General features: G+C 49.5%; 14 protein-coding genes and 1 pseudogene. 13 read left to right on the top strand and 2 right to left on the bottom strand.

All coding sequences use genetic code 11. The features are described from left to right. Positions 1–256 precede the first annotated feature (256 nt). Genes NSQ80_RS21215 through NSQ80_RS21205 form a run of 3 tightly spaced genes read left to right on the top strand, consistent with a single transcriptional unit; the run spans position 257 to position 3,397 of the window. Positions 257–1,624 (top strand): ABC transporter substrate-binding protein, encoded by a 1,368-nt coding sequence (locus NSQ80_RS21215; protein ID WP_028539283.1) that lies wholly within the window; start codon positions 257–259, stop codon positions 1,622–1,624. Between the two features lie 35 nt (positions 1,625–1,659). Continuing rightward, positions 1,660–2,550, top strand: a complete 891-nt coding sequence (locus tag NSQ80_RS21210; RefSeq protein ID WP_009223388.1) for a sugar ABC transporter permease — start codon at positions 1,660–1,662, stop codon at positions 2,548–2,550. Positions 2,551–2,569: 19 nt separating this feature from the next. Next, complete coding sequence (locus NSQ80_RS21205; protein ID WP_028539282.1) at positions 2,570–3,397, top strand: ABC transporter permease subunit; 828 nt, start codon at positions 2,570–2,572, stop codon at positions 3,395–3,397. 42 nt (positions 3,398–3,439) lie between these two features. Here NSQ80_RS21205 and NSQ80_RS21200 read toward each other — a convergent pair. Both NSQ80_RS21200 and NSQ80_RS21195 read right to left on the bottom strand, forming a co-directional pair. Then, positions 3,440–3,961, bottom strand: a pseudogene (locus NSQ80_RS21200) (6-phospho-beta-glucosidase); the annotation flags it as partial. A gap of 173 nt (positions 3,962–4,134) precedes the next feature. After that, positions 4,135–4,344, bottom strand: a complete 210-nt coding sequence (locus tag NSQ80_RS21195) for a hypothetical protein (RefSeq protein ID WP_016314543.1) — start codon at positions 4,342–4,344, stop codon at positions 4,135–4,137. Between the two features lie 404 nt (positions 4,345–4,748). Between NSQ80_RS21195 and NSQ80_RS21190 the strand changes: the two genes are divergently transcribed. From NSQ80_RS21190 to NSQ80_RS21145, 10 genes are all read left to right on the top strand, one after another. Further along, on the top strand, positions 4,749–6,017 hold the full coding sequence (locus NSQ80_RS21190) for a trypsin-like peptidase domain-containing protein (protein ID WP_028539280.1): 1,269 nt from the start codon (positions 4,749–4,751) through the stop codon (positions 6,015–6,017). 103 nt (positions 6,018–6,120) lie between these two features. After that, a complete protein-coding gene (locus NSQ80_RS21185; RefSeq protein ID WP_311202298.1) occupies positions 6,121–7,818 on the top strand; it encodes an FAD-dependent oxidoreductase in 1,698 nt (565 codons plus the stop codon). A gap of 98 nt (positions 7,819–7,916) precedes the next feature. Then, entirely contained in the window at positions 7,917–9,338 is a 1,422-nt protein-coding gene (locus tag NSQ80_RS21180) for a CAP-associated domain-containing protein (RefSeq protein WP_339300769.1), read from the top strand. 201 nt (positions 9,339–9,539) lie between these two features. Beyond that, positions 9,540–9,707, top strand: a complete 168-nt coding sequence (locus tag NSQ80_RS21175) for a CxxH/CxxC protein (protein WP_009223395.1) — start codon at positions 9,540–9,542, stop codon at positions 9,705–9,707. Positions 9,708–9,846: 139 nt separating this feature from the next. Continuing rightward, entirely contained in the window at positions 9,847–10,326 is a 480-nt protein-coding gene (rlmH, locus tag NSQ80_RS21170) for a 23S rRNA (pseudouridine(1915)-N(3))-methyltransferase RlmH (RefSeq protein ID WP_339300768.1), read from the top strand. Positions 10,327–10,605: 279 nt separating this feature from the next. Beyond that, the gene (locus NSQ80_RS21165) at positions 10,606–13,860 is read left to right on the top strand and encodes a helicase-related protein (RefSeq protein WP_339300767.1); all 3,255 of its coding nucleotides are present in this window, start codon (positions 10,606–10,608) and stop codon (positions 13,858–13,860) included. Next, complete coding sequence (locus NSQ80_RS21160) at positions 13,860–14,516, top strand: DUF4391 domain-containing protein (RefSeq protein WP_339300765.1); 657 nt, start codon at positions 13,860–13,862, stop codon at positions 14,514–14,516. Before NSQ80_RS21165 ends, NSQ80_RS21160 begins: the two co-directional genes overlap by 1 nt. A gap of 14 nt (positions 14,517–14,530) precedes the next feature. After that, the gene (locus tag NSQ80_RS21155) at positions 14,531–16,396 is read left to right on the top strand and encodes a site-specific DNA-methyltransferase (protein WP_339300763.1); all 1,866 of its coding nucleotides are present in this window, start codon (positions 14,531–14,533) and stop codon (positions 16,394–16,396) included. A 15-nt stretch (positions 16,397–16,411) separates the two neighbouring features. Next, positions 16,412–19,462, top strand: a complete 3,051-nt coding sequence (locus NSQ80_RS21150; protein ID WP_339300761.1) for a DEAD/DEAH box helicase family protein — start codon at positions 16,412–16,414, stop codon at positions 19,460–19,462. 257 nt (positions 19,463–19,719) lie between these two features. Continuing rightward, a complete protein-coding gene (locus NSQ80_RS21145; RefSeq protein WP_124332280.1) occupies positions 19,720–20,715 on the top strand; it encodes an ATP-binding protein in 996 nt (331 codons plus the stop codon). Positions 20,716–20,717 lie beyond the last annotated feature (2 nt).

Genomic DNA, 20,717 nt, shown 5'->3' with positions numbered 1-20,717 from the left:
CACCCCGGCTTCTATGAAGTCAAATGTAATGGCATACATCGATTATAGCAGATCGCCCGAAATTGGTTGTAAGCGTTTAAACAACGGACCGCAAACATGTGAAAAAACGATTCTTTTTATAACAAGAAGATACCTTGGAGTAAAATTTCCGCGAAATGTGATACCTTTTTCTAAGGACAGCTACCTTATCGAAGGGCCGAAGCCGATTTTATAATAAAAGCGCTTACAAATTTAGTGAGTCCTAAGGGGGAAATGAATGATGGGAAGAAAAAAAGTTTGGGCGCTGGGCTTGGCCATGGCACTCCTTCTCGCACTTCTGAACGGCTGCTCATCCGGAGGGAACGAGGCGGCAAACAACACCTCCACTTCAGTCAATAACGGATCAAGCGAGAATGCCGGGGATACGGGGAATCCGGTGACCTTGCGTTTCAGCTGGTGGGGCGGCGAGGATCGTCATGCGGCTACGCTGGAGGCGATCGAGGCGTATAAGAAAATCGCGCCCAATGTCACCATCGAGGCGGAATATCAGGGCTTTGACGGATACGAGCAAAAGATCAAAACCCAGCTGACCAGCGGCACTTCGGCTGACATCATGCAGCTCGACCTGCCGTGGGTCCAGGAACTGGTGACGAAAGGCGACTTCTTCGTCGATCTGAAGACGGTGGGAGATTTCGATGCCACGGGGTTCGATCCGACGTTCCTGGACAACTTCGGCGTTTATGACGGCAAGCTGGTGGCAGTGCCAACCGGCGTTAACGCCTACTGCTTGATCATCAACAAGACGCTGGCCGATCAGTTAGGCATCCCGACGGACATTCAATGGGATTGGGATACGCTTTACGAGCAAGGCAAAAAGCTGCATGAAGCCGACAGCGGTAAATACCTGTTGCTGGCCGACCACGCGGCGTTAACCCAGGATTTCCGGACGATGCTGAAGCAGCGTACGGGCGAGCAATGGATCAAAGAGGACTATACCGTAGGCTTTACGAAGGAAGATGCGGTAGCCAGCTTCGAGTGGCTGCAGAAGGCGATGGAAGCGGGGGTGTACCAGCCGCTGGGTGAAGCCGACCTGTTCTTCGGGAAGCTCGATCAGAACCCGAAATGGATCAATCAAGAAATGCCGATGACCACGTCGATGAGCAGCACGCTGCCCACGTTGAAGACGGTACTGCCGGAAGGAACTGAAATTGTAACGGCGCTCCCGGCGATCGCCAAGGATGCCAAAAACACCGGCGTCGTCGTCCGTCCGTCGCAGCTGTTCGCGGTCAGCCAAAAAAGCCAACATCAAGAAGAAGCCGTGAAGTTCCTCAACTGGTTGATGAACGATCCAGAAGCGGCGGTGATCCTGGGCAGTGTCCGTTCGATTCCGCCTGTGAAGTCGTCGCAGCAAGCTGCCGTGGAAGCCGGCAAAATCGATCCGGCGATTACGAATGCGGTGGAGCTGGGGCTCGAGAACGCGGGTCTCGTGGACAACAGCATCTCTAACAACTCGGAGGTTGCAAAAATCCTTGAGGACGTCATTCAGAAGGTCAGCTATAACAAAGCCACGCCGGAGCAGGCCGCCGACGAGCTGATCGCCAGCTTAACGTCCAAATTGGCCGAAATTAAAGACCGTACTCAATAAACAGGTCGTAAGCGGTAGGAGGGAGAGGGTCCGTCATGATTAAACGCAAGCGGAACTATCAGTATGTCGGACTGCTGTATATTTCGCCATGGATCATCGGGTTATTGCTGTTCCAGTTGTATCCGTTCTTGTCTTCGTTTTATTACTCGTTTACGAATTACAACATGGTTAGCGCCCCGACATGGACGGGTTGGGACAATTACGTCAAAATTTTTACGGGGGACCCGGAGTTTTACCAGTCCCTGAAGGTCACTGGCATATACGTGGTGCTGGCCGTTCCGGTCAAACTCGCCTTCGCCTTGTTTATCGCCATGCTGCTAAGCGCGAAGCTGAAGGGCATCAACTTCTTCCGCACGGTGTATTATCTCCCCTCCATCCTGGGGGGGAGCGTGGCGATCTCCGTCCTCTGGCGTTTCCTGTTCATGAAGGAAGGGGTCGTGAACGCCATGTTGGCCCGGCTCCATCTCGGTCCGGTCGATTGGCTGGGCAGCCCGGATGTGGCCCTGTATACGCTGGGCTTGCTGACCGTGTGGCAGTTCGGCTCTTCGATGGTGTTATTTTTGGCCGGTCTTCAGCAAATTCCGAGCGAACTGTATGAGGCCGGATCGATTGACGGCGCCTCCAAAACGCGAATGTTCTTCAAAATCACCATTCCGCTCCTGACGCCTATCGTCTTGTTCAACCTGGTGATGCAGATGGTCAATGCGTTCCAGGAGTTCACCGGTGCCTTTGTCATTACCGGAGGGGGACCGCTGAAATCGACTTATCTGTACGCGTTGAAGCTGTACGAAGAAGCTTTTACTTTCTTCAACATGGGTTATGCGTCGGCGTTGTCCTGGGTGCTGTTCGTGATCATCATGGGCGTGACGGCGGTTATTTTCAAGAGCTCGGGCAGCTGGGTGCATTATGAGGATGGGGGGCGATGACATGAGAGCAGGCGTTAGTTTGAAAAAAACATGGGCGAACTACCTCTTTCTGATCGTGCTCGGTTTCATCATGGTGTATCCGCTGCTGTGGTTGTTCGCTTCTTCGTTCAAGACCAATGCGGACATCTTTGGCTCAACGAAGCTGCTGCCAAGCAGCTACGTGTGGGATGCCTACTCACTGGGCTGGCAGGGCACGGGCCAATACGGGTTCCAGGACTTCTTCGTGAACACGTTTATCTTGGTCGTGCCAACTGTGTTGTTTACGATCCTCTCCAGCGTGTTGGTGGCGTACGGGTTCGCTCGGTTTCATTTCCCATTGAAGACATTGCTGTTCTCCATCATGATCGCCACCTTGATGCTGCCCAACGCTTCGATCATGATTCCCCGGTACATTTTGTTTAATAAGCTAGGGTGGCTGGATTCGTACCTGCCGTTTATCATCCCGGCGGCCTTCGCCACCGGCGCGTTCTTCGTCTACCTGATGATCCAGTTCATCCGCGGCTTGCCTCGGGATCTGGACGAAGCGGCGACGATCGACGGGTGCAACTCGTTTACGGTGTTGACCCGGGTGCTGCTGCCGCTGTGCAAACCGGCGATCTTCTCGGTGGGGATTTTCCAGTTCATGTGGACGTGGAACGACTTCTTCAACTCGATTATCTACATCAGCAGCGTGCGGAAGTTCACCGTGTCGCTGGGGCTGCGCTTGTCGCTGGACGCCTCGTCCGCGGTCTCCTGGAACCAGGTCATCGCGATGTCGGTCGTCAGCATCGTACCGTGCATTCTGCTGTTCTTCCTAGCTCAGAAATACTTCGTTGAGGGGATTTCGACAACGGGGTTGAAGGGGTAAAAAATAAAATCCCCTCCGTCCAAAACCGGAGGGGATAATGACTTATTTAAAGAAGTTCGGCAAATACTCTTTGTTCGCTTCCAGCATTTCATCGAGCAACTTGATGGCGACGCCGACGGATGGAACCAGCGGGGTGACCACGCAGTTAACCTCGATGCTGGCGTCGTCCGGTAGAAAATCGAGGATGCCATTGTTAGCCACGTTCAGCGTCTGAATTTCGTTCTTACCGTTATACAGCGAACACATCAGGTTTACCGCGGCCTCCGAGTAGTAAGCACCGCCGCGTTGCTCCAGCTGCTTCGGCTTCTCCTTCAGCTCGACATCGCTGTAGAGCTTGAACCGCTCTTCTTCAACGCGCTTGACGACCTCGGCGCGGTTTTCCCCTTTCTTCAGAGATTCCAACTGCTCCTCGAGCATTTCGTCCGTCATGTAAAAATACTTCAACCAGTGCAGGTGATTCAGGCCAACGAATTCCGCATACACCCGGTCCGGGGTCACGCCGTACTTACTGGATACTCGCTTGATTAAGCCGATTGGAGCGTTACAAAGGCCGATGCTCTTCACGGGACACGGGTTGCAGCTGGCCGCGTTCGTGCCGGTGCCGCAAATCAGGGTTGTCAGAGGAAGGAGTTGGGGATTTACGGCTGTCCTATGTAATGTAAGATCACATCTAAAAAATGAAAAACCAGCCCGTATCTCGCCGTGCTTGGCGGATCAGGGCCGGCTGGTTATCCATTTTAAACGGTGGGATAGGGGGGCGGGGTCATAAATCCGTCGATTTCGAGCGCTTTTTTCTCGATCTCCTCCCGGGTTAAGATGCCCTTCTCTATAAGTAACTCCATGATGGCGCTTAAGGTCACGAGCTGGTGATAATGCTCTTCCTTCATATCCGCCAGCTTGGCGAGCACATTCACTTCGTTCATCGGCGTGGAATAATAGGAATCCATCTGATTACCTCCTTCAGGCAGCCGTGCAAGGCACACGGTTGAATGATTTTTCTTTTGGTCTGCGATGGGTAAAGCCCACGGGATGTGGGTAAAATTGCCGTTTTTTCCCTGATAGAAATCTGCTTCTAAACCATCAAAATATGGTAAAATAAATCTATCAATCTATCGCATTAATATAGTGTAGTCATGGGCAAGGTCAAACATTCCAGTTTTCAGAAAAAAAAGCGGTAAACTTCTCAAATTTCAGGCAACCTATCTTCGGTTCATGACGTTAATAAAATTAAGGATACGCATGAATATGGCTTTGCTGTAATGGCATAAAGTTGAAGGGGATCTTTGCCTGGGGCAGATGGCATGTCGATGCCAGGCCTTTTGGGAAGGCATGATGGAGGGGGAGAATAGAGATGGGATGGTTTGACGATGACTTTTATTCCACCAAGGTTCCGGGGCGTATGCGCTTGTCCGAAGGCGGCAGCTTGCGGCGTTGGCGCGGTAGGCCGCGTAGGCATCGCCTGGAGCTGTCCACGCTGCAGATCTCTTTAATCTCTTCCGTTCTTAGTGCGGTAGTGGCCGTGCTGTTATTCAGTTTCATTACGGGGCTTCCTTCTTCATCGAACCGCCATGTTGCAACCAGCAGTGCGGTGTTGCTCTCGGATGCCGGCGATCCTTATGACCGGATCAGCGCGGCGGCGGCCAAAGTGGCGCCCGCTGTGGTGAGCATCCTCAATCATGGGGAGCTGTCGGATGGCGATCCGGAGCAGGCGGCGCTGGGTTCGGGTGTGATTTTTAAGAAGGAGAAAGGAAAGGCCTTCATTATAACGAATACGCATGTCATTAGCGGTGCAAGCGATCTGGAAATTGTGACGAGCGACGGAGCCTCGCGTAAGGCAGAGGTTGTCGGACAGGATTCGATCAACGATATTGCGGTGCTGGCCATCGACGGACAAGGCATCGATACGGTGATCGAGCTAGGTGATTCGAAGAAGCTGCGGGCCGGAGAAACGGTCATTGCCGTCGGCAATCCGCTGGGCCTTGGAGGGACGCTGACCTCCGGGATCGTGAGCTATACCAGCCGGATGATTCCGGTGTCGCTGAACCAGGATGGCGTGTACGACTGGGAGCAGGAAGTGATCCAGACGGACGCGGCGATTAATGAGGGGAACAGCGGCGGAGCGCTGGTAGATTTGAACGGCCGGCTGATCGGCATCAATACGATGAAGATTTCCGATACGGGCGTTGAGGGATTGGGTTTTGCCATCCCGGTGAATGAAGTGATGAAGACGGTCGACGATTTGCTCCTGCACGGCAAGGTGGTTCGTCCATATATGGGCGTGTACACGTTGGACCTCAACAACCGCTATTCTCCGATCACTGACGAGCAGCGCGAGGATCTCAACCTGCCGAACCATGTCACCGCAGGGGTGATCGTCTTGGAGGCCCATGGCCCAGCGCTGAAAGCGGGACTGAAATTAAACGATGTCATTACCCAGCTCGACAAGCAACCGATCAAATCGACGTTGGAATTGCGCCGGTACTTGTATGAGCATAAGAAGATCGGGGATGAGTTGGAGGTTACGTACTACCGTGACGGCAAGCTGGAGAAAGTGACCTTGGAGCTGACCGATAAGCCGTCGGAGGCGGAAATCGAACAAGGATTAGACGATAACGAATAAACATATTCCATGGAGAGATTCCGAAGTCATGACAGACGTAGATAGAAGCGACTGGAGTGGGGGAGGAATCTCTTTTTTTGCGGGGAGCTGAAGGAGGATGGAGATGAACGGAACCTATTCGTTTTCGGGTAAGGATCGGCGTCACCTGTTAGAGCAAATGGCCAATCCGGCTGAGCCGCTGGACCTGTTGGTCGTGGGCGGCGGGATTACCGGGGCTGGAATCGCCCTCGATGCGGCGGCGCGGGGGATGCGGGTGGGTCTTGTGGAGATGCAGGACTTTGCCGCGGGAACATCAAGCCGTTCGACGAAGCTAGTCCATGGCGGCTTGCGTTACCTGAAGCAACTGGAGATCGGCGTTGTGGCGGAGGTAGGGCGCGAGCGGGCGATCGTCTACGAGAACGGCCCGCATGTGACAACGCCGGAATGGATGCTGCTGCCGATTTATCGGGGCGGGACGTTTGGCCGGTTCAGCACGTCGCTGGGGTTGCGCGTGTACGACTTCCTCGCGGGGGTGAAGCGCGGGGAGCGGCGCAGCATGCTGTCGGCGGCGGAGACGCTGGCGAAAGAGCCGCTGCTGAAGCAAGACGGTCTGCTGGGCGGCGGGTACTATGTGGAGTACCGTACGGACGACGCCCGTCTAACCCTTGAAGTGCTCAAGGAAGCAGCGGCCCGTGGGGCGATGCCGGTCAACTATACCAAGGTGACCGGGTTTCGGTACGAAGGCGCGCAGCTGGTGGGCGCTGAGGTGACGGATCTGGCCGAGGGGCGGACATATGAGTTGCGCGCCCGGAAGATCGTCAATGCGGCGGGCCCGTGGGTGGATGCGCTGCGCGAGATGGACGGGTCAAAGCAGGGCAAAATGCTGCAGCTGACCAAAGGCGTGCACCTGGTGTTCGACCAGGGGCGGTTTCCGTTGCGGCAGGCGGTTTATTTTGATACGCCGGATGGCCGCATGGTGTTTGCGATTCCGCGCGATGGCAAGACCTACGTGGGCACAACGGACACAGTGTACCACGGCGAGATTCATCATCCGCGGATGACGGAGGCGGATCGCGATTATATCTTGGGTGCGATTGACGGCATGTTTCCCGGGCTGGCGATCACGGCGGCGGACGTGGAATCCAGCTGGGCCGGCGTGCGGCCGCTCATCTACGAGGAGGGCAAATCGCCTTCGGAAATTTCCCGCAAGGATGAAATTTGGGAGTCCGCGTCCGGCCTAATCACGATTGCTGGCGGCAAGCTGACCGGCTACCGCAAGATGGCGGAGCTGGTCGTGGACCGCGTGGCCGCCAAGCTGATGCGGGAATACGGCCGGAGCTTCACGCCCTGCGCAACCCGGCTGCTGCCGATCTCCGGCGGGCAGGTGGGCGGCTCGCAGGGACTGCTCGGCTTCGTGGCACGCAAGGCGCTGGAAGCGGCGGAGCGTGGCATCCCGAAGGATCTTGCCGCTAAATGGGCGGCTAGATATGGATCCAACGTGGACCGGCTGTTGGCTTTGGCCGACGATGCTGCGGCTACGGGCGAGCCAGCCGACTCGGCCGGTGCAGCCCGGCTCCCGCTGGAGGTGGCTGTTCCGCTGAGGTATGCCCTGGAAGCGGAGATGGCGATGACGCCGGTGGATTTTTTTGTGCGGAGAACAGGGGCTTTGTTATTTGATATCGCATGGGTGCGGCGGTGGAAGGAGCCGGTCGTCGATGCGATGGCCCGGTATTTCGACTGGCCGGAGGACGTGAAGCGCCGGCGGGCGGAGGAGCTGGAGCAGGCGTTGACGGAGGCGGTTTTTCCCGTAAGTGAAGAGTAAATCGTTTATTACAGGTGCAAGGATTTTGCCCTCGATCTGTCGAAATACATCCAAGAGAGCAAGCAAAGAGATCGAAGATGGAAAGAGGGCAGGGGTTCATGAAGAATGGATGGAAGCGCGGGATTCGCGGATTGGTGATTCTCGCGGGGTTAGGAGCAGCCTGGTTGGCTGCGGGCTCAGCGGTTCAAGCGGCTGCGGTGGACTTTAAGGATGTACCGGCATCCCATTGGGCTTATGACAAGGTCATGTGGGCGAAGAACAACGGTGTGACCGACGGGTATCCGGACGGCACGTTCCGCCCGGCACAGTCGGTGACGGAAGCGGAGTTTCTGAGCATGCTGGTGCGGGCCTATCCAGAGATCAAGCTGGATAAGGTGAATGAGCAGGAGGCCTGGTATACACCTTATTACAACTTGGCCTTCGAATTGGCGTGGCCGGTGAGCGACAAGCCAAATGAGCCGATTACGCGTGGATCGGTGGCTCGGTTGATGGCGGCTTTTTACGGGCAGAGCTTGAGTGAAGATGAGGCGGTACAGTGGATCCTTGCTCAAGGCTTGGCCCAAGGGAAGAACGGTGTCGGCGTAGAAGGCTTCGCGCCCAAGGACGCGGTGTCGCGGGCGGAAGCGCAGACGTTCCTGTATCGGCTCAAGCTGACGCTGCCCAAGGCGACAAGCCCGGATCTGATCAAGCCGGAGATCCAGCTGCAAGGCGTGAGGATCGGCGATTCGACGGACCGCGTGATCGAGCTGCTCGGCGAGCCGGCTCGTAAGGACGCGACCAACTACGGACTGGAATGGCACATCTATAATAAGGATTACAAGCATTATACGCAGGTTGGCGTAGCGGGCGGCAAGGTCGTTGGCTTGTTTGGCAATCATGACGAGTGGCAGTTTGCTCCCGAGGCCGAGAAAGGGCTGGAGAAGTTGCGGAGCAGCCTCGCGGCAATCTGGGACAAGAGCGAGCACCCGCCGCGAGAGTATGTGGAGACGTATACGCCGAGAGGGTTGTACATCAATCTGTACCTGGACAAGCACGAGAAGTACCGCGTGGACGGGGTGCTGCTGATGGACAAGAAGTTTACGGAGAGCCATGTGTACGCCCCGAATACTCCGGAGTCGCTGAAGGCGACGGAGCGGGAGATTTTTGACCTGACCAATGCGTTTCGTGCGCAACGAGGCTTAGGCGTGCTGAGCTGGAATGAATCGGTGGCTGAGGTGGCTCGCGCGCATAGTCGGGATATGGCGGAACGGAATTATTTTGAGCATGATAATCCTGAAGGGAAGTCGGCCGGCGACCGCATGATGGCTCGCGGGATTCCGCAGTTCCGGGCTTGGGGCGAAAATATCGCCGCCGGTTATCTGGATGCGATCGACGGGCACTATGGCTGGCTGAATTCCTGGGGCCACCGGGAGAATATGCTGGAGCCCGTGTTTACGATGCTGGGTGTTGGTGCGGTAGACGGACTTAGCAGCAGCGATTACAGAACGTACTACACGCAAAACTTCTATACGCCGCTGTAAGCTTGGCTAAGCCTGGCCGGGTCTGCTCGGTTGTCAGAGTAAGATCGTTGGTTTTTTTGGCCAGTAGGGGGAGGAACCGCTTGCCGGAAGTGACCGGGGCGGTTCCTTTTTTGTACGGAGTATGGTAGAAAAGATAAAGGATAACCTGTTAATACGTAAGTCGGCCGCAGGAGTGCGGTACAGAGAAAGGATGCTTTGACTATGTACGTCGTTTGCAAAGATCATGTGGAACTGGCCATCGATATGTTCGTGGATGAGTTTGAGGATGCCCCGGATGTGGTCGATTTGGAGCATACCAAGTTTATTGATTGGGAGCCGCCGGTAAAATGTCAGGAATGTGATCAGGAGGCGCGGTTTTTGGTGGTGTAGTGCGGGTGCAGATGCAGGTGCGGTACACAACTGAATGAGAGACGAAGAACGGGGCGACGGCATGGGATGGCTGGCCCCGCTGTTTTTTTAGATATCAGAAAGTATACACTTCGGACGGACGATAACGGAGGATGTTACGGTGCAGATTCAAATCGTGGCGGTCGGCAAATTGAAGGAAAAATATCTGGTCCAGGGCATTGCGGAGTACGCCAAGCGCCTGGCGCCTTACGTGAAATTTCAAGTCGTGGAGGTGCCCGACGAGAAAGCGCCGGAGACGATGAGCGAGGCGGAGCTCATCGGCGTCAAGGAGCGCGAGGGCGAACGCATCCTCGCGCACATCAAGAGCGACGCGCATGTTATCGCGCTCGCGATTGACGGCCAGCTCTGGAGCTCGGAGGAGCTGGCCGCGTGTTTGGACCGGCTCGGCACCTACGGGACGAGCCATGTCGTGTTCGTCATCGGCGGCAGCCACGGGCTCGCCGATGCGGTGCTCCGCCGCGCGCAGCAGCGGCTGTCGTTTGGGCGCATGACGCTGCCCCACCAGCTCATGCGCCTGGTGCTCACCGAGCAGATATACCGCGTAGTTGCTATAAATAAAGGGATTAAATATCATAAATAATCTTGATTGGGGACGGATTGGGGACGAAATTTTTCGAGCTTGCTCACTGCTTCATCAGCAAGCTTCTTCGTAACGTGGGAATAAACATTAGCGGTTGTTTGGAAGTCAGTCGTATTTAGTCGTGAATTCTTTCCATCGATGCGAGGGGACCACTCGATCATAACATCGAACAATATATTTCCTCAAATAGGAAATCAGAACTACTTCAAACAAGGAATTTCAGCGGGGGATGTCGAATAGGAAAAGTTGCGTGGTTTCGGGCGGAACAAGAGGTGAACTATGGAAATCATCAATAATATCGACAATCTTCTCGGCGAAAATTTGAAACTTGAAGTTCGCAAAGGCAGCAAAGTATCGATTGCTGCATCATGCTTCTCCATTTATGCATATGAAGCCTTAATGAAAGAACTGAATCAGGTGGAAGAAGTCCGGTTCATCTTCACCTCTCCCACCTTTATTGCGGATAGCATAAAAAAGGAGAAGCGGGAATTTTATATCCCGAAACGGAACCGGGAAAAAAGCTTGTACGGCACCGAATTTGAAATCCGGCTCAAAAACGAATTGACACTTAAAGCGATTGCAAAAGAGTGCAGTGACTGGATTCGTAAAAAAGTCACGTTCAAATCGAACCGTACTTCAGGTTCAATGCAAGGCATGCTGAATGTGCAGACTGCAAACGAGCCGATCACCTATATGCCGATCGATGGCTTTACGACCGTTGATCTTGGTTATGAAAAGGGCAATGCTCTCTCCAAGATGGTGAACAAGTTCACAGAAGCTCCGTTTACCAAAATGTATTTCGATCTGTTCGATCAGGTATGGAATGACAAAAGCAAGCTTGAAGATGTCACGAACCAAGTTGTGGAGCATATTTCATCGGTGTATAAAGAGAACTCTCCGGGGTTCATTTACTACGTCATTTTGTACAACATCTTTAACGAGTTCCTGTCGGACATTACGGAAGATATATTGCCCAACGAAGCAACTGGATTCAAAGAGACGGAAATCTGGAAACGTCTCTATCACTTCCAGAAAGACGCGGTTCTTGGTGCGATCAATAAACTGGAAAAGTACAACGGATGCATCCTTGCAGACAGCGTTGGTCTGGGAAAAACATTTACGGCTCTTGGTATCATCAAATACTATGAACTTCGCAACAAGTCCGTATTGTTGTTATGTCCCAAGAAGCTCGGCGACAACTGGCTTACCTTTAAACAGAATGTAACCAACAATATTTTGTATGCTGACCGATTCCGCTATGATGTACTCTACCATACGGACATATCGCGGGAAAGAGGCAAATCAAACAATATCCCGCTTGACCGGTTGAATTGGGGCAATTACGATCTGCTCGTCATTGATGAGTCGCATAATTTCCGTAACAACGAAGCCAAGAAAGATAAAGAGACGCGGTATCAGAAGCTGATGCGGAAAGTGTTAAAAAGCGGCGTGAAAACGAAAGTGCTCATGCTCTCCGCTACTCCGGTGAACAACAAGTTCATGGATCTTCGCAACCAGCTTGCCTTGGCTTATGAAGGAAATCCAGAGGAAATCAACAGCAAGTTGGGCACGGAGCGGGGGATTAACGACATCTTCAAACGAGCCCAGTCCGCGTTTAACCAATGGTCTAAGATGGATGTTGCTGAACGTACAACGGAGACGCTTCTTGGTATGCTCGACTTCGACTTTTTTGAGCTGCTGGACAGCTTGACGATCGCTCGGTCACGCAAGCATATCCAGAAGTATTACAAAGCGGAGGAGATCGGCGAGTTCCCAAGGCGGCTGCCGCCTCTATCCAAGTTTTGCGATTTGACCGACAGAACCGATGTGATCGGGTATAATGAAATTTTTATAGAGTTGTCCAGAATCAATCTCGGCATCTATGCACCATTCAAATACATTCAGCCGAGCCGATTGCGTTTCTATGAAGAGTTGTATGACACCAGCGTAAGGGGCGGGAGCGGGAACTTCAGGCAGATGGATCGCGAAGGCAGCTTGCAACTCTTGATGCGGATCAACCTGCTGAAACGCCTGGAAAGTTCAGTGGAATCTTTCCGATTGACCCTTTCCAAGATTGTCTCCAAAATTGATCAGACGCTTCAGCAAATCGAAGCGTTCGAGCGAAGCGGGAAATCCGACGCTGTAGGTTATACCGATATTGAGGATGCCAATCTTGACGATGACGACTGGTTGGACGATGATTTCAGCATCGGGGATACAATCAAGATCAATTTGTCCGATATGGATGTTCTTCGCTGGAAAGAAGATTTGATGAATGATCACAACATTCTTTCCGCCTTGCTGACCGAAATGCAGAAAGTAACGCCTGAACATGATGCGAAGCTAAACACATTAAAGCAGGTTATTGATCACAAAATCAATCATCCGATCAATCCCGGTAACCGCAAAGTCATCGTTTTCAGTGCGTTCACGGATACCGCGGCGTACTTGTACACGCATTTATCTGCGTACATGAAGGCGAAGTACAATATCGACACGGCCAAAATCGTCGGCAGCGACGAGAACAAAAACACCGCCGGTTTGCGGAATGATATCAGCACATTGCTGACTTGCTTCTCGCCTCGATCCAAGGAGAAGAAACTGACCATGCCGGATGTCAAAGGCGAGATTGATCTGCTTATCGCTTCCGACTGCATATCCGAAGGGCAAAACTTGCAAGATTGTGACTATCTCATCAACTATGACATTCACTGGAATCCAGTGCGGATTATTCAACGATTTGGCCGAATAGACCGGATCGGTTCGCAGAACAAGGAAATTCAATTGGTGAACTTCTGGCCCAACATGACGCTGGATGAATACATTCAGTTAAAAGAACGGGTCGAAAATCGCATGGTCATCATGGATATGACGGCAACCGGCGATGATAACGTTCTGTTCAATCAATCCAGCGATCTGGAATATCGGAAGCAGCAGCTTCATCGTTTGCAAAAGGAAGTCGTCGATCTGGATGATATGAACACAGGCGTCTCTATCACCGATTTGGGCCTGAACGATTTCCGCATGGACTTGGTGAACTATGTCAAGGAGAACGGAGAACTTGATTCCGTTCCGAGCGGACTGCATGCGGTTGTGGCTGCTGACGAAGAGAAGGGAGCAAAGCCCGGCGTCATCTTTGTTCTTCGCAATGTCAATGAGGAACTAAATCCCGACAAGCAGAACCGGCTACATCCCTTTTACCTAGTCTATATGAGCGAAGATGGCGAAGTCATCACCAATCATATGGATGTCAAAAAGACGCTGGATATTTTGCGAGCTCTATGCAGAGGACAATCCGAACCGATGATGGATGCTTGCCGCAGCTTCAATCAAGCGACGAAAGACGGCAAAAAGATGGACACGTATTCCATGCTATTGGAAGAAACCATCCGCTCGATTGTACAGGTGAAAGAAGAAAACGATCTGGATAGCTTGTTTAGTTCGGGAGGTACGACAGCACTCATCGACTCGATTAAAGGGCTTGAGGACTTTGAACTTATCACCTTTGTCGTCATCAGGCAGGTGACTGCGTGATGTTTCAATTGCCTTCAAGCACGCTTGTTAACCGCAAAATTCCGAAGAACAAATTTTATGAGAAGCTACAAGCCAATAATCATCTCAGAGAACTCTTTACCGATCAGGTTGAATCGATCATTTGGAAACACAAGCTATCCAAGGACACGATTCGTCTTGAACCCAAAGAGGACATTGAAGAAATCCAAATATTCGAAGTTCACTTGAAGGAGCAATCGTACTCCTTAGAATTGCTTCGGAGCATAGATAAGGCGATTCCTTATCCAATTTTGCATGTACTGATGCATGATGGGCAGACCAAGTTCGCCATCGCGTATAAAGAGCGAAATCAATCCGACGAAAATCGGTCTGTCGTCCGTTCCTACCACGAGACGGACTGGCAGCCGGTGGAGAGTATCGAGTTGAACATCCTCCAAGGACTCGATCTAAAGGCTGTGTACGAGAACATCATCCGTCAACTGCTTCCCATTAAGATGAAGCCAGAGATGGAGCTTTCAGCCGTTTTGGAGCGGCAAGCCCAAATTGATAAACTTACGCAAGAATGCCAGCGACTTGAGTCCAAAATTCGGGCTGAAAAACAATTCAACAAGAAGGTTGAATTGAACTTGGAATTGCAACGAAAACGCAAAGAACTGAATCAACTACTCGATGAGTGATCGGAGGCGTACATATGAAAAAATTGACGATGAAGTCGGTCGATATGACTCAAGTAAATATTGACAAGATTGCGGAAATATTTCCGAACGTGATCACCGAAGCAAGAGATGAACATGGCAAAGTAATAAGAGCCATTGACTTTGACTTACTTAGGCAGGAATTGTCCAATGTGCTGGTAGAAGGTGAAAAAGAACGGTATCAGCTTACTTGGCCTGGGAAAAAACAAGCGATCCTTAATGCTAACACGCCTATTGACAAAACATTGCGTCCGGTTAAGGAAGACAGCTTTGATTGGGACAATACGCATAATTTGTATATTGAAGGCGATAATCTTGAAGTATTGAAGCTGCTGCAGGAGTCTTATTTGAATAAGATAAAATGCATCTATATTGATCCACCATATAATACGGGTAAGGATTTTGTTTATAAAGATGATTTTAGCATGTCTGGAAACGAGTACCAAGGTGAATCTGGGCAAGTTGATGAAGCTGGAAATCGACTTTTTCAAAATACTGAGACAAATGGCCGGTTTCATAGCGATTGGTTGACAATGATGTATTCACGGATAAAAGTTGCCAAAAATCTATTAAAAGATGATGGCGTTATATTTATTAGTATTGATGACAACGAAGTCTTTAATCTAAGAAAAATATGCGATGAAATATTTGGGTCAACTAATTTTATTGCAAATGTTATTTGGCATAAAAAATATGCCACAGCGAACGATGCCAAGTATTTTGCGGAAATGCATGATCACATCTTAGTTTATCGAAAAAGTGATTCTTTTATGAGAAATCTACTTCCAAGAACTGATAAACAGAATTCGTTATACAAGTATGACAGTAATGATGGTAGAGGTCCATGGAGACCTGATAATTTATCAGTTAAAACCTATTCAGCCGAATATGATTATCCAATTATTAATCCAAATACCGGTAAGATATATAACCCACCGAAAGGAAGATGTTGGGTTACTAATAAAGACACCATGGAAAAATGGATTAATGAGGGTAGGGTGTTTTTTGGACAAAAGGGTGATGGGGCACCACAACTAAAAAGATATTTGAACGAAGTACAAGATGGAGTTGTTCCTCCAACTTATTGGTCTTATGAGGAATGCGGGCATAATGACGAGTCCCGAAAAGAAATAAAAATGTTGTTTGAGCAACCGCCTTTTGACACACCTAAGCCGACAAGACTCATTAGAAGAATACTTCAGCTATCTACTAATGCTAATACAGATGACATTGTATTAGATTTCTTTTCAGGTTCTGCTACAACCGCTCATGCAGTTATGCAGCAAAATTCGGAAGACAGTGGCAATAGGAGATATATCATGGTTCAACTACCAGAACCAACATCCGAAAATTCCGAAGCCTACAAAGCCGGATATAAGAACATCTGCGAAATCGGCAAAGAACGCATCCGCCGTGCCGCGAAGAAGATTAAAGAAGAAACCGGAGCCGACATCGATTACGGCTTCCGCGTATTCCGCGTGGATTCATCGAACATGAAGGACGTTTACTACACACCGGACAAGCTGAAACAGGGCGATATGTTCGATCTCGCATCCAACATCAAAGAAGATCGTACCGGGGAAGATTTGCTCATCCAGGTCATGCTGGAACTCGGCCTTGAGCTTTCGTTGCCTATGGAAATGAAGCAACTTGAAGGGAAGACCGTTCATTACGTCGCCGGGAACTCTTTAATCACATGTTTTGATGACAAAGTGCCGGAATCCGTCATTAAACAAATTGCGGCGGAACATCCGCTTCGGGTTGTATTCCGCGACAGTTCCTTTGAAAATGATTCCGCACGCATCAATGTGGAAGAATTATTCAAGATGCTCTCTCCGGGCACAGAAATCCAAGTGCTGTAAGGTGGTGAGCTCAAATTGAAGATCAAATTCAAACATCAGCAGTTTCAGTTGGACGCCGTAAAAAGTATCATGGATTGCTTTGTGGGGCAACCGAATGAGTTGTCCCGATTTACACTTGACCGAGGCAGAAGACAAAAACCGGAACAAATGGTCATGGATGATCTCGCGAATGCCGAACAAGCAAATATCGGATTTAAGAACAACGCCATTCAATTGATTGATCAGGAAATCTTGAAAAACATTCAAACGGTGCAACGGAAGAACGGCCTGAAAATATCCGAGAAGCTTGAGGGCAAATATAATCTGACGATCGAAATGGAAACCGGGACAGGCAAAACCTATACGTACATCCGTACCATGTTCGAATTGTACCAAAAGTACGGATGGAGCAAGTTTATTGTCGTTGTTCCTTCTATCGCCATTCGTGAAGGTGTGCTCAAGACGTTCCAGATCACGGAAGATCATTTCATGTCCGAATACGGCACGAAGGCACGATACTTTGTGTATAATTCGAAGCAATTGCATCATATTGAGAAATTTGCCAGCGACGCCGGGATCAATGTCATGATTATCAATTCGCAGGCCTTTAATGCGAGAGGGAAAGATGCAAGACGGATTTACATGGAACTGGATGACTTCAACAGTCGCAAACCGATTGACGTTCTGGCGAGCACGAATCCGATCATGATCATTGACGAGCCACAATCCGTGGAAGGCAAGCAGACGAAAGAATCCCTGAAGGCATTCAATCCGTTGTTCACCTTGCGTTATTCGGCGACACATCGTGAAGATTACAACAAAGTTTACCGGCTCGATGCTTTGGATGCGTACAACAAAAAGCTGGTGAAAAAGATCAGCGTGAAGGGGATTACGGCCAAAGGAACAAGCGGCACGGACAGCTATCTGTATCTGGAAGGAATCGATGTGAGCACGAAGCATGCTCCGGTGGCCCGGCTGGAATTCGAAGTGAAGACAAAAACGGGTCTTGCCAGGAAGACGCATAAAATCAAACAAAATGATGATATATACCAATTATCCGGTGAGCTTGAGCAGTACAAGGGATATAAAGTGTCCGAAATTAATGGACAAAATAACAGCATTAGCTTTATAAACAGCGTAACTTTATACGCTGGTGACGTACAGGGGGATGTAGGAGAACTGCATTTCCGCCGTATTCAGATTCGGGAAACGATCAAGTCCCATTTTGAAAAAGAACGTGCGTTGTTTCATCAAGGGATTAAAGTGCTTTCGCTCTTTTTCATCGACGAAGTAGCGAAGTATCGGCAGTATGACAAAGATGGTTCGGAGCTTAATGGTGTTTATGCGGAGATGTTTGAGGAAGAATACACGGCCTTGCTCAATGAGCAATTGTCGCTGTTTGCCGATGATCCATACATTCAGTATTTGAATCGGATACAGGTGAAAGAAACGCATAAGGGTTATTTCTCGATCGATAAGAAAAGTAACCGTTATGTCGATCCGAAGGTATCGGCAAGAGAGACGGACTCCGATGATGCGGACGCTTATGACCTTATAATGCGGGATAAAGAACGATTGCTTAGCTTCTCGGAACCAACCCGGTTTATCTTCTCCCACTCTGCTCTTAAGGAAGGTTGGGATAATCCGAATGTGTTCCAGATTTGCACGCTGAAACATAGCGATTCCACCATCAAGAAACGTCAGGAAGTCGGGCGGGGACTGCGGCTTTGTGTCAATCAGAATGGTGAACGGATGGATTCGAGTGTACCAGGTATCGACGTTCATGAAATCAACGTGTTGACCGTCATTGCCAGTGAGTCGTACGAGCAATTTGCGAAACAGCTGCAAAACGAAATCGCTGAAACGCTGTCCGATCGTCCACGCAAAGCAGATCGCGACTTCTTCTTGGATAAAGTATTGGAGAATGCACGCGGCGAGCAATTGAAATTAGAAGATACCTTAGCAAGCAAGTTACTGTACACGTTCATTAAAAATGATTATGTGGATGATCAGTACAATTTGACGGATGTATATTTTAACGCTGTAGAAAATCAGAGTCTCAAACTCCCTGAGGAATTGACGGATTTTCAGGAACCGTTGGTCGAATTGGTTAAGTCAATTTATGTAGAGGGTAAATCGAATCTGGCTGATAATGAACGGAATCGCAATATTGCTTCCGTAACGGTCAATAACAATTTTTACAAAAAGGAATTCCAAGAGCTCTGGAACCAAATCAATCGGAAATCTGTGTATACTGTCAAATTCGACTCCGAGGAACTTGTGAAAAAGTGTGTATGGGCTTTGGACAGTCATTTAAAAGTGCCTGCGATCCGATATGCGATCAGGCATGGCGAAATGAATCGAATTGAGTCCCAGCAACAGCTAATGTCGGGGGAAGCTTTTCAGACGCGAGAAACCAAAACAGAGCTTGTGGAAGTGAAACCGGATTTTCGGGTGAAATACGATTTGGTCGGAAAGCTCATGGACGAAACGCGGCTGACGAGAAAGACGATCGTGGCCATTTTAACGGGGATCAAAGAAGCGACTTTCCTTCAATTCCGCAAAAACCCGGAAGAATTCATGCTTCGTGCCGCCAAGCTGATCAACGAGCAGAAAGCGACGACGATTATTGAATCCATCACTTATGATGTTCTCAATGATAAATTCGAAGCGGACGTATTTACGAAAAACACATTATCCGGGAAACTGGGGGAAAATGCGATTCCGGTTGAGAAGCACGTTTATGACTATGTAGTTACGGATTCTAAGATCGAGCGTGCTTTTGCTAAAGAGCTTGATGTCAGCAATGAAGTCCGGGTGTACGCCAAGCTGCCGCGGGGATTTTTCATCCCGACGCCAATGGGCAATTACAATCCGGACTGGGCGATTGTTTTCAAGGAAGGTGATGTGAAGCACATTTACTTCATTGCTGAAACGAAAGGCTCCATGGAATCTATGGAACTACGTGAAGTGGAGAAAGCGAAGATTGAATGTGCTCGTAAACACTTCGCCAAGTTGAACTCCGACCGGTTGAAGTACGATGTTGTCAACACTTATGAGAAGTTGTTTGAGATCGTCAAGGGGTAAAAAGAAGTTGCTTCCATGCGTTATCAATGACAGTCAATGCTAGGCTTTACTTGGAATGGCGGGCAATGATGGGCTTAGTTAGTCAAGCGAAGTTGCATTGATACGCCGCTGTTCGCAAGAAATCATGTCTGCAGAGTGTAAAGCCTAGCATCTTTATGATTTCTGCTGAAGAGCCAAGAAAATGAACAAAGTTTGTGTATATTAACAGGTAATACCAATCAATAATGAATGTAACTGGGTATAAGGAGGTGAGCAGAATGGCTAGAGGAGACCTTATTAAAAAACTGTTATTGTCGTACCAACGTGGCGAAGATAAAAAGTTTAGGGAAATCGCGATGGACATTATTAGGGAAGAACGAAAGAAGAATCATCACGCATTGGCTGATCAGCTACAAAAAATTATTGATTCTCAATCATTCTCACCTGATAAATTCAGTCGGTTATCTCATATGGTCACAGTACCTAAGGACGAAAATGAGGTTCCTTTAATTGAAATAAGAAAATCGAAGAAGTATTTATCCGATGTAATTTTATCGGAAGAAAACAAAAATGCAATTGATGAAATAATTCAGGAATTTTGGCGATCGGAGCTATTAAAGTCATATAACCTAAGGCCAAAGTCAAAGATACTTTTTTGTGGGCCTCCAGGTTGCGGGAAAAGTTTATGTGCTGAGGCTATTGCTGGTGAACTAGGCTTGCCGATTATATATAACCGATTTGATTCGATAATATCCTCATATTTGGGGGACACTTCAAGCAATATTCGGAAGGTATTTGACTTCGGATCAAAGGAAACATGGGTTATGCTCTTTGATGAATTTGATGCAATCGGCAAGAGTAGAAATGACCCAAATGAACACGGGGAACTAAAGCGTGTTGTAAATAGTTTTTTACAAATCATGGACAGCTTTGAGGGACAGAGCTTAATAATTGCTTGTACGAACCATGAAAGCCTTTTGGATAAGGCTATATGGCGAAGGTTTGACGAAGTTATCTATTTTGACAAGCCAACGCACGAAGAAATCGTTTTGCTGGTAAAGAAGAAAACCACCAGTTACCCAAAGAAAGAGTTGGACTTTAATAAAGTAGCTGAAAATATGATTGGGCTTAGTCATGCTGAAATTGAGCGTATTTGTCATGAAAGTATTAAGTTCTGCTTGCTTAATGATATAGCCGCACTCACTAATGACATAATGCAATTACAGACAATTAAAGAACGTAATCGTCAAAAAATATACGAGGGAGGTAATTAAGG

It is taken from the genome of Paenibacillus sp. FSL K6-2441 (assembly GCF_037964765.1).
GTDB classification, from domain to species: domain Bacteria; phylum Bacillota; class Bacilli; order Paenibacillales; family Paenibacillaceae; genus Fontibacillus; species Fontibacillus phoenicis.
Note: the sequence above shows the minus strand (reverse complement) of the source record. Positions and strands in the feature narration are given on the sequence as shown.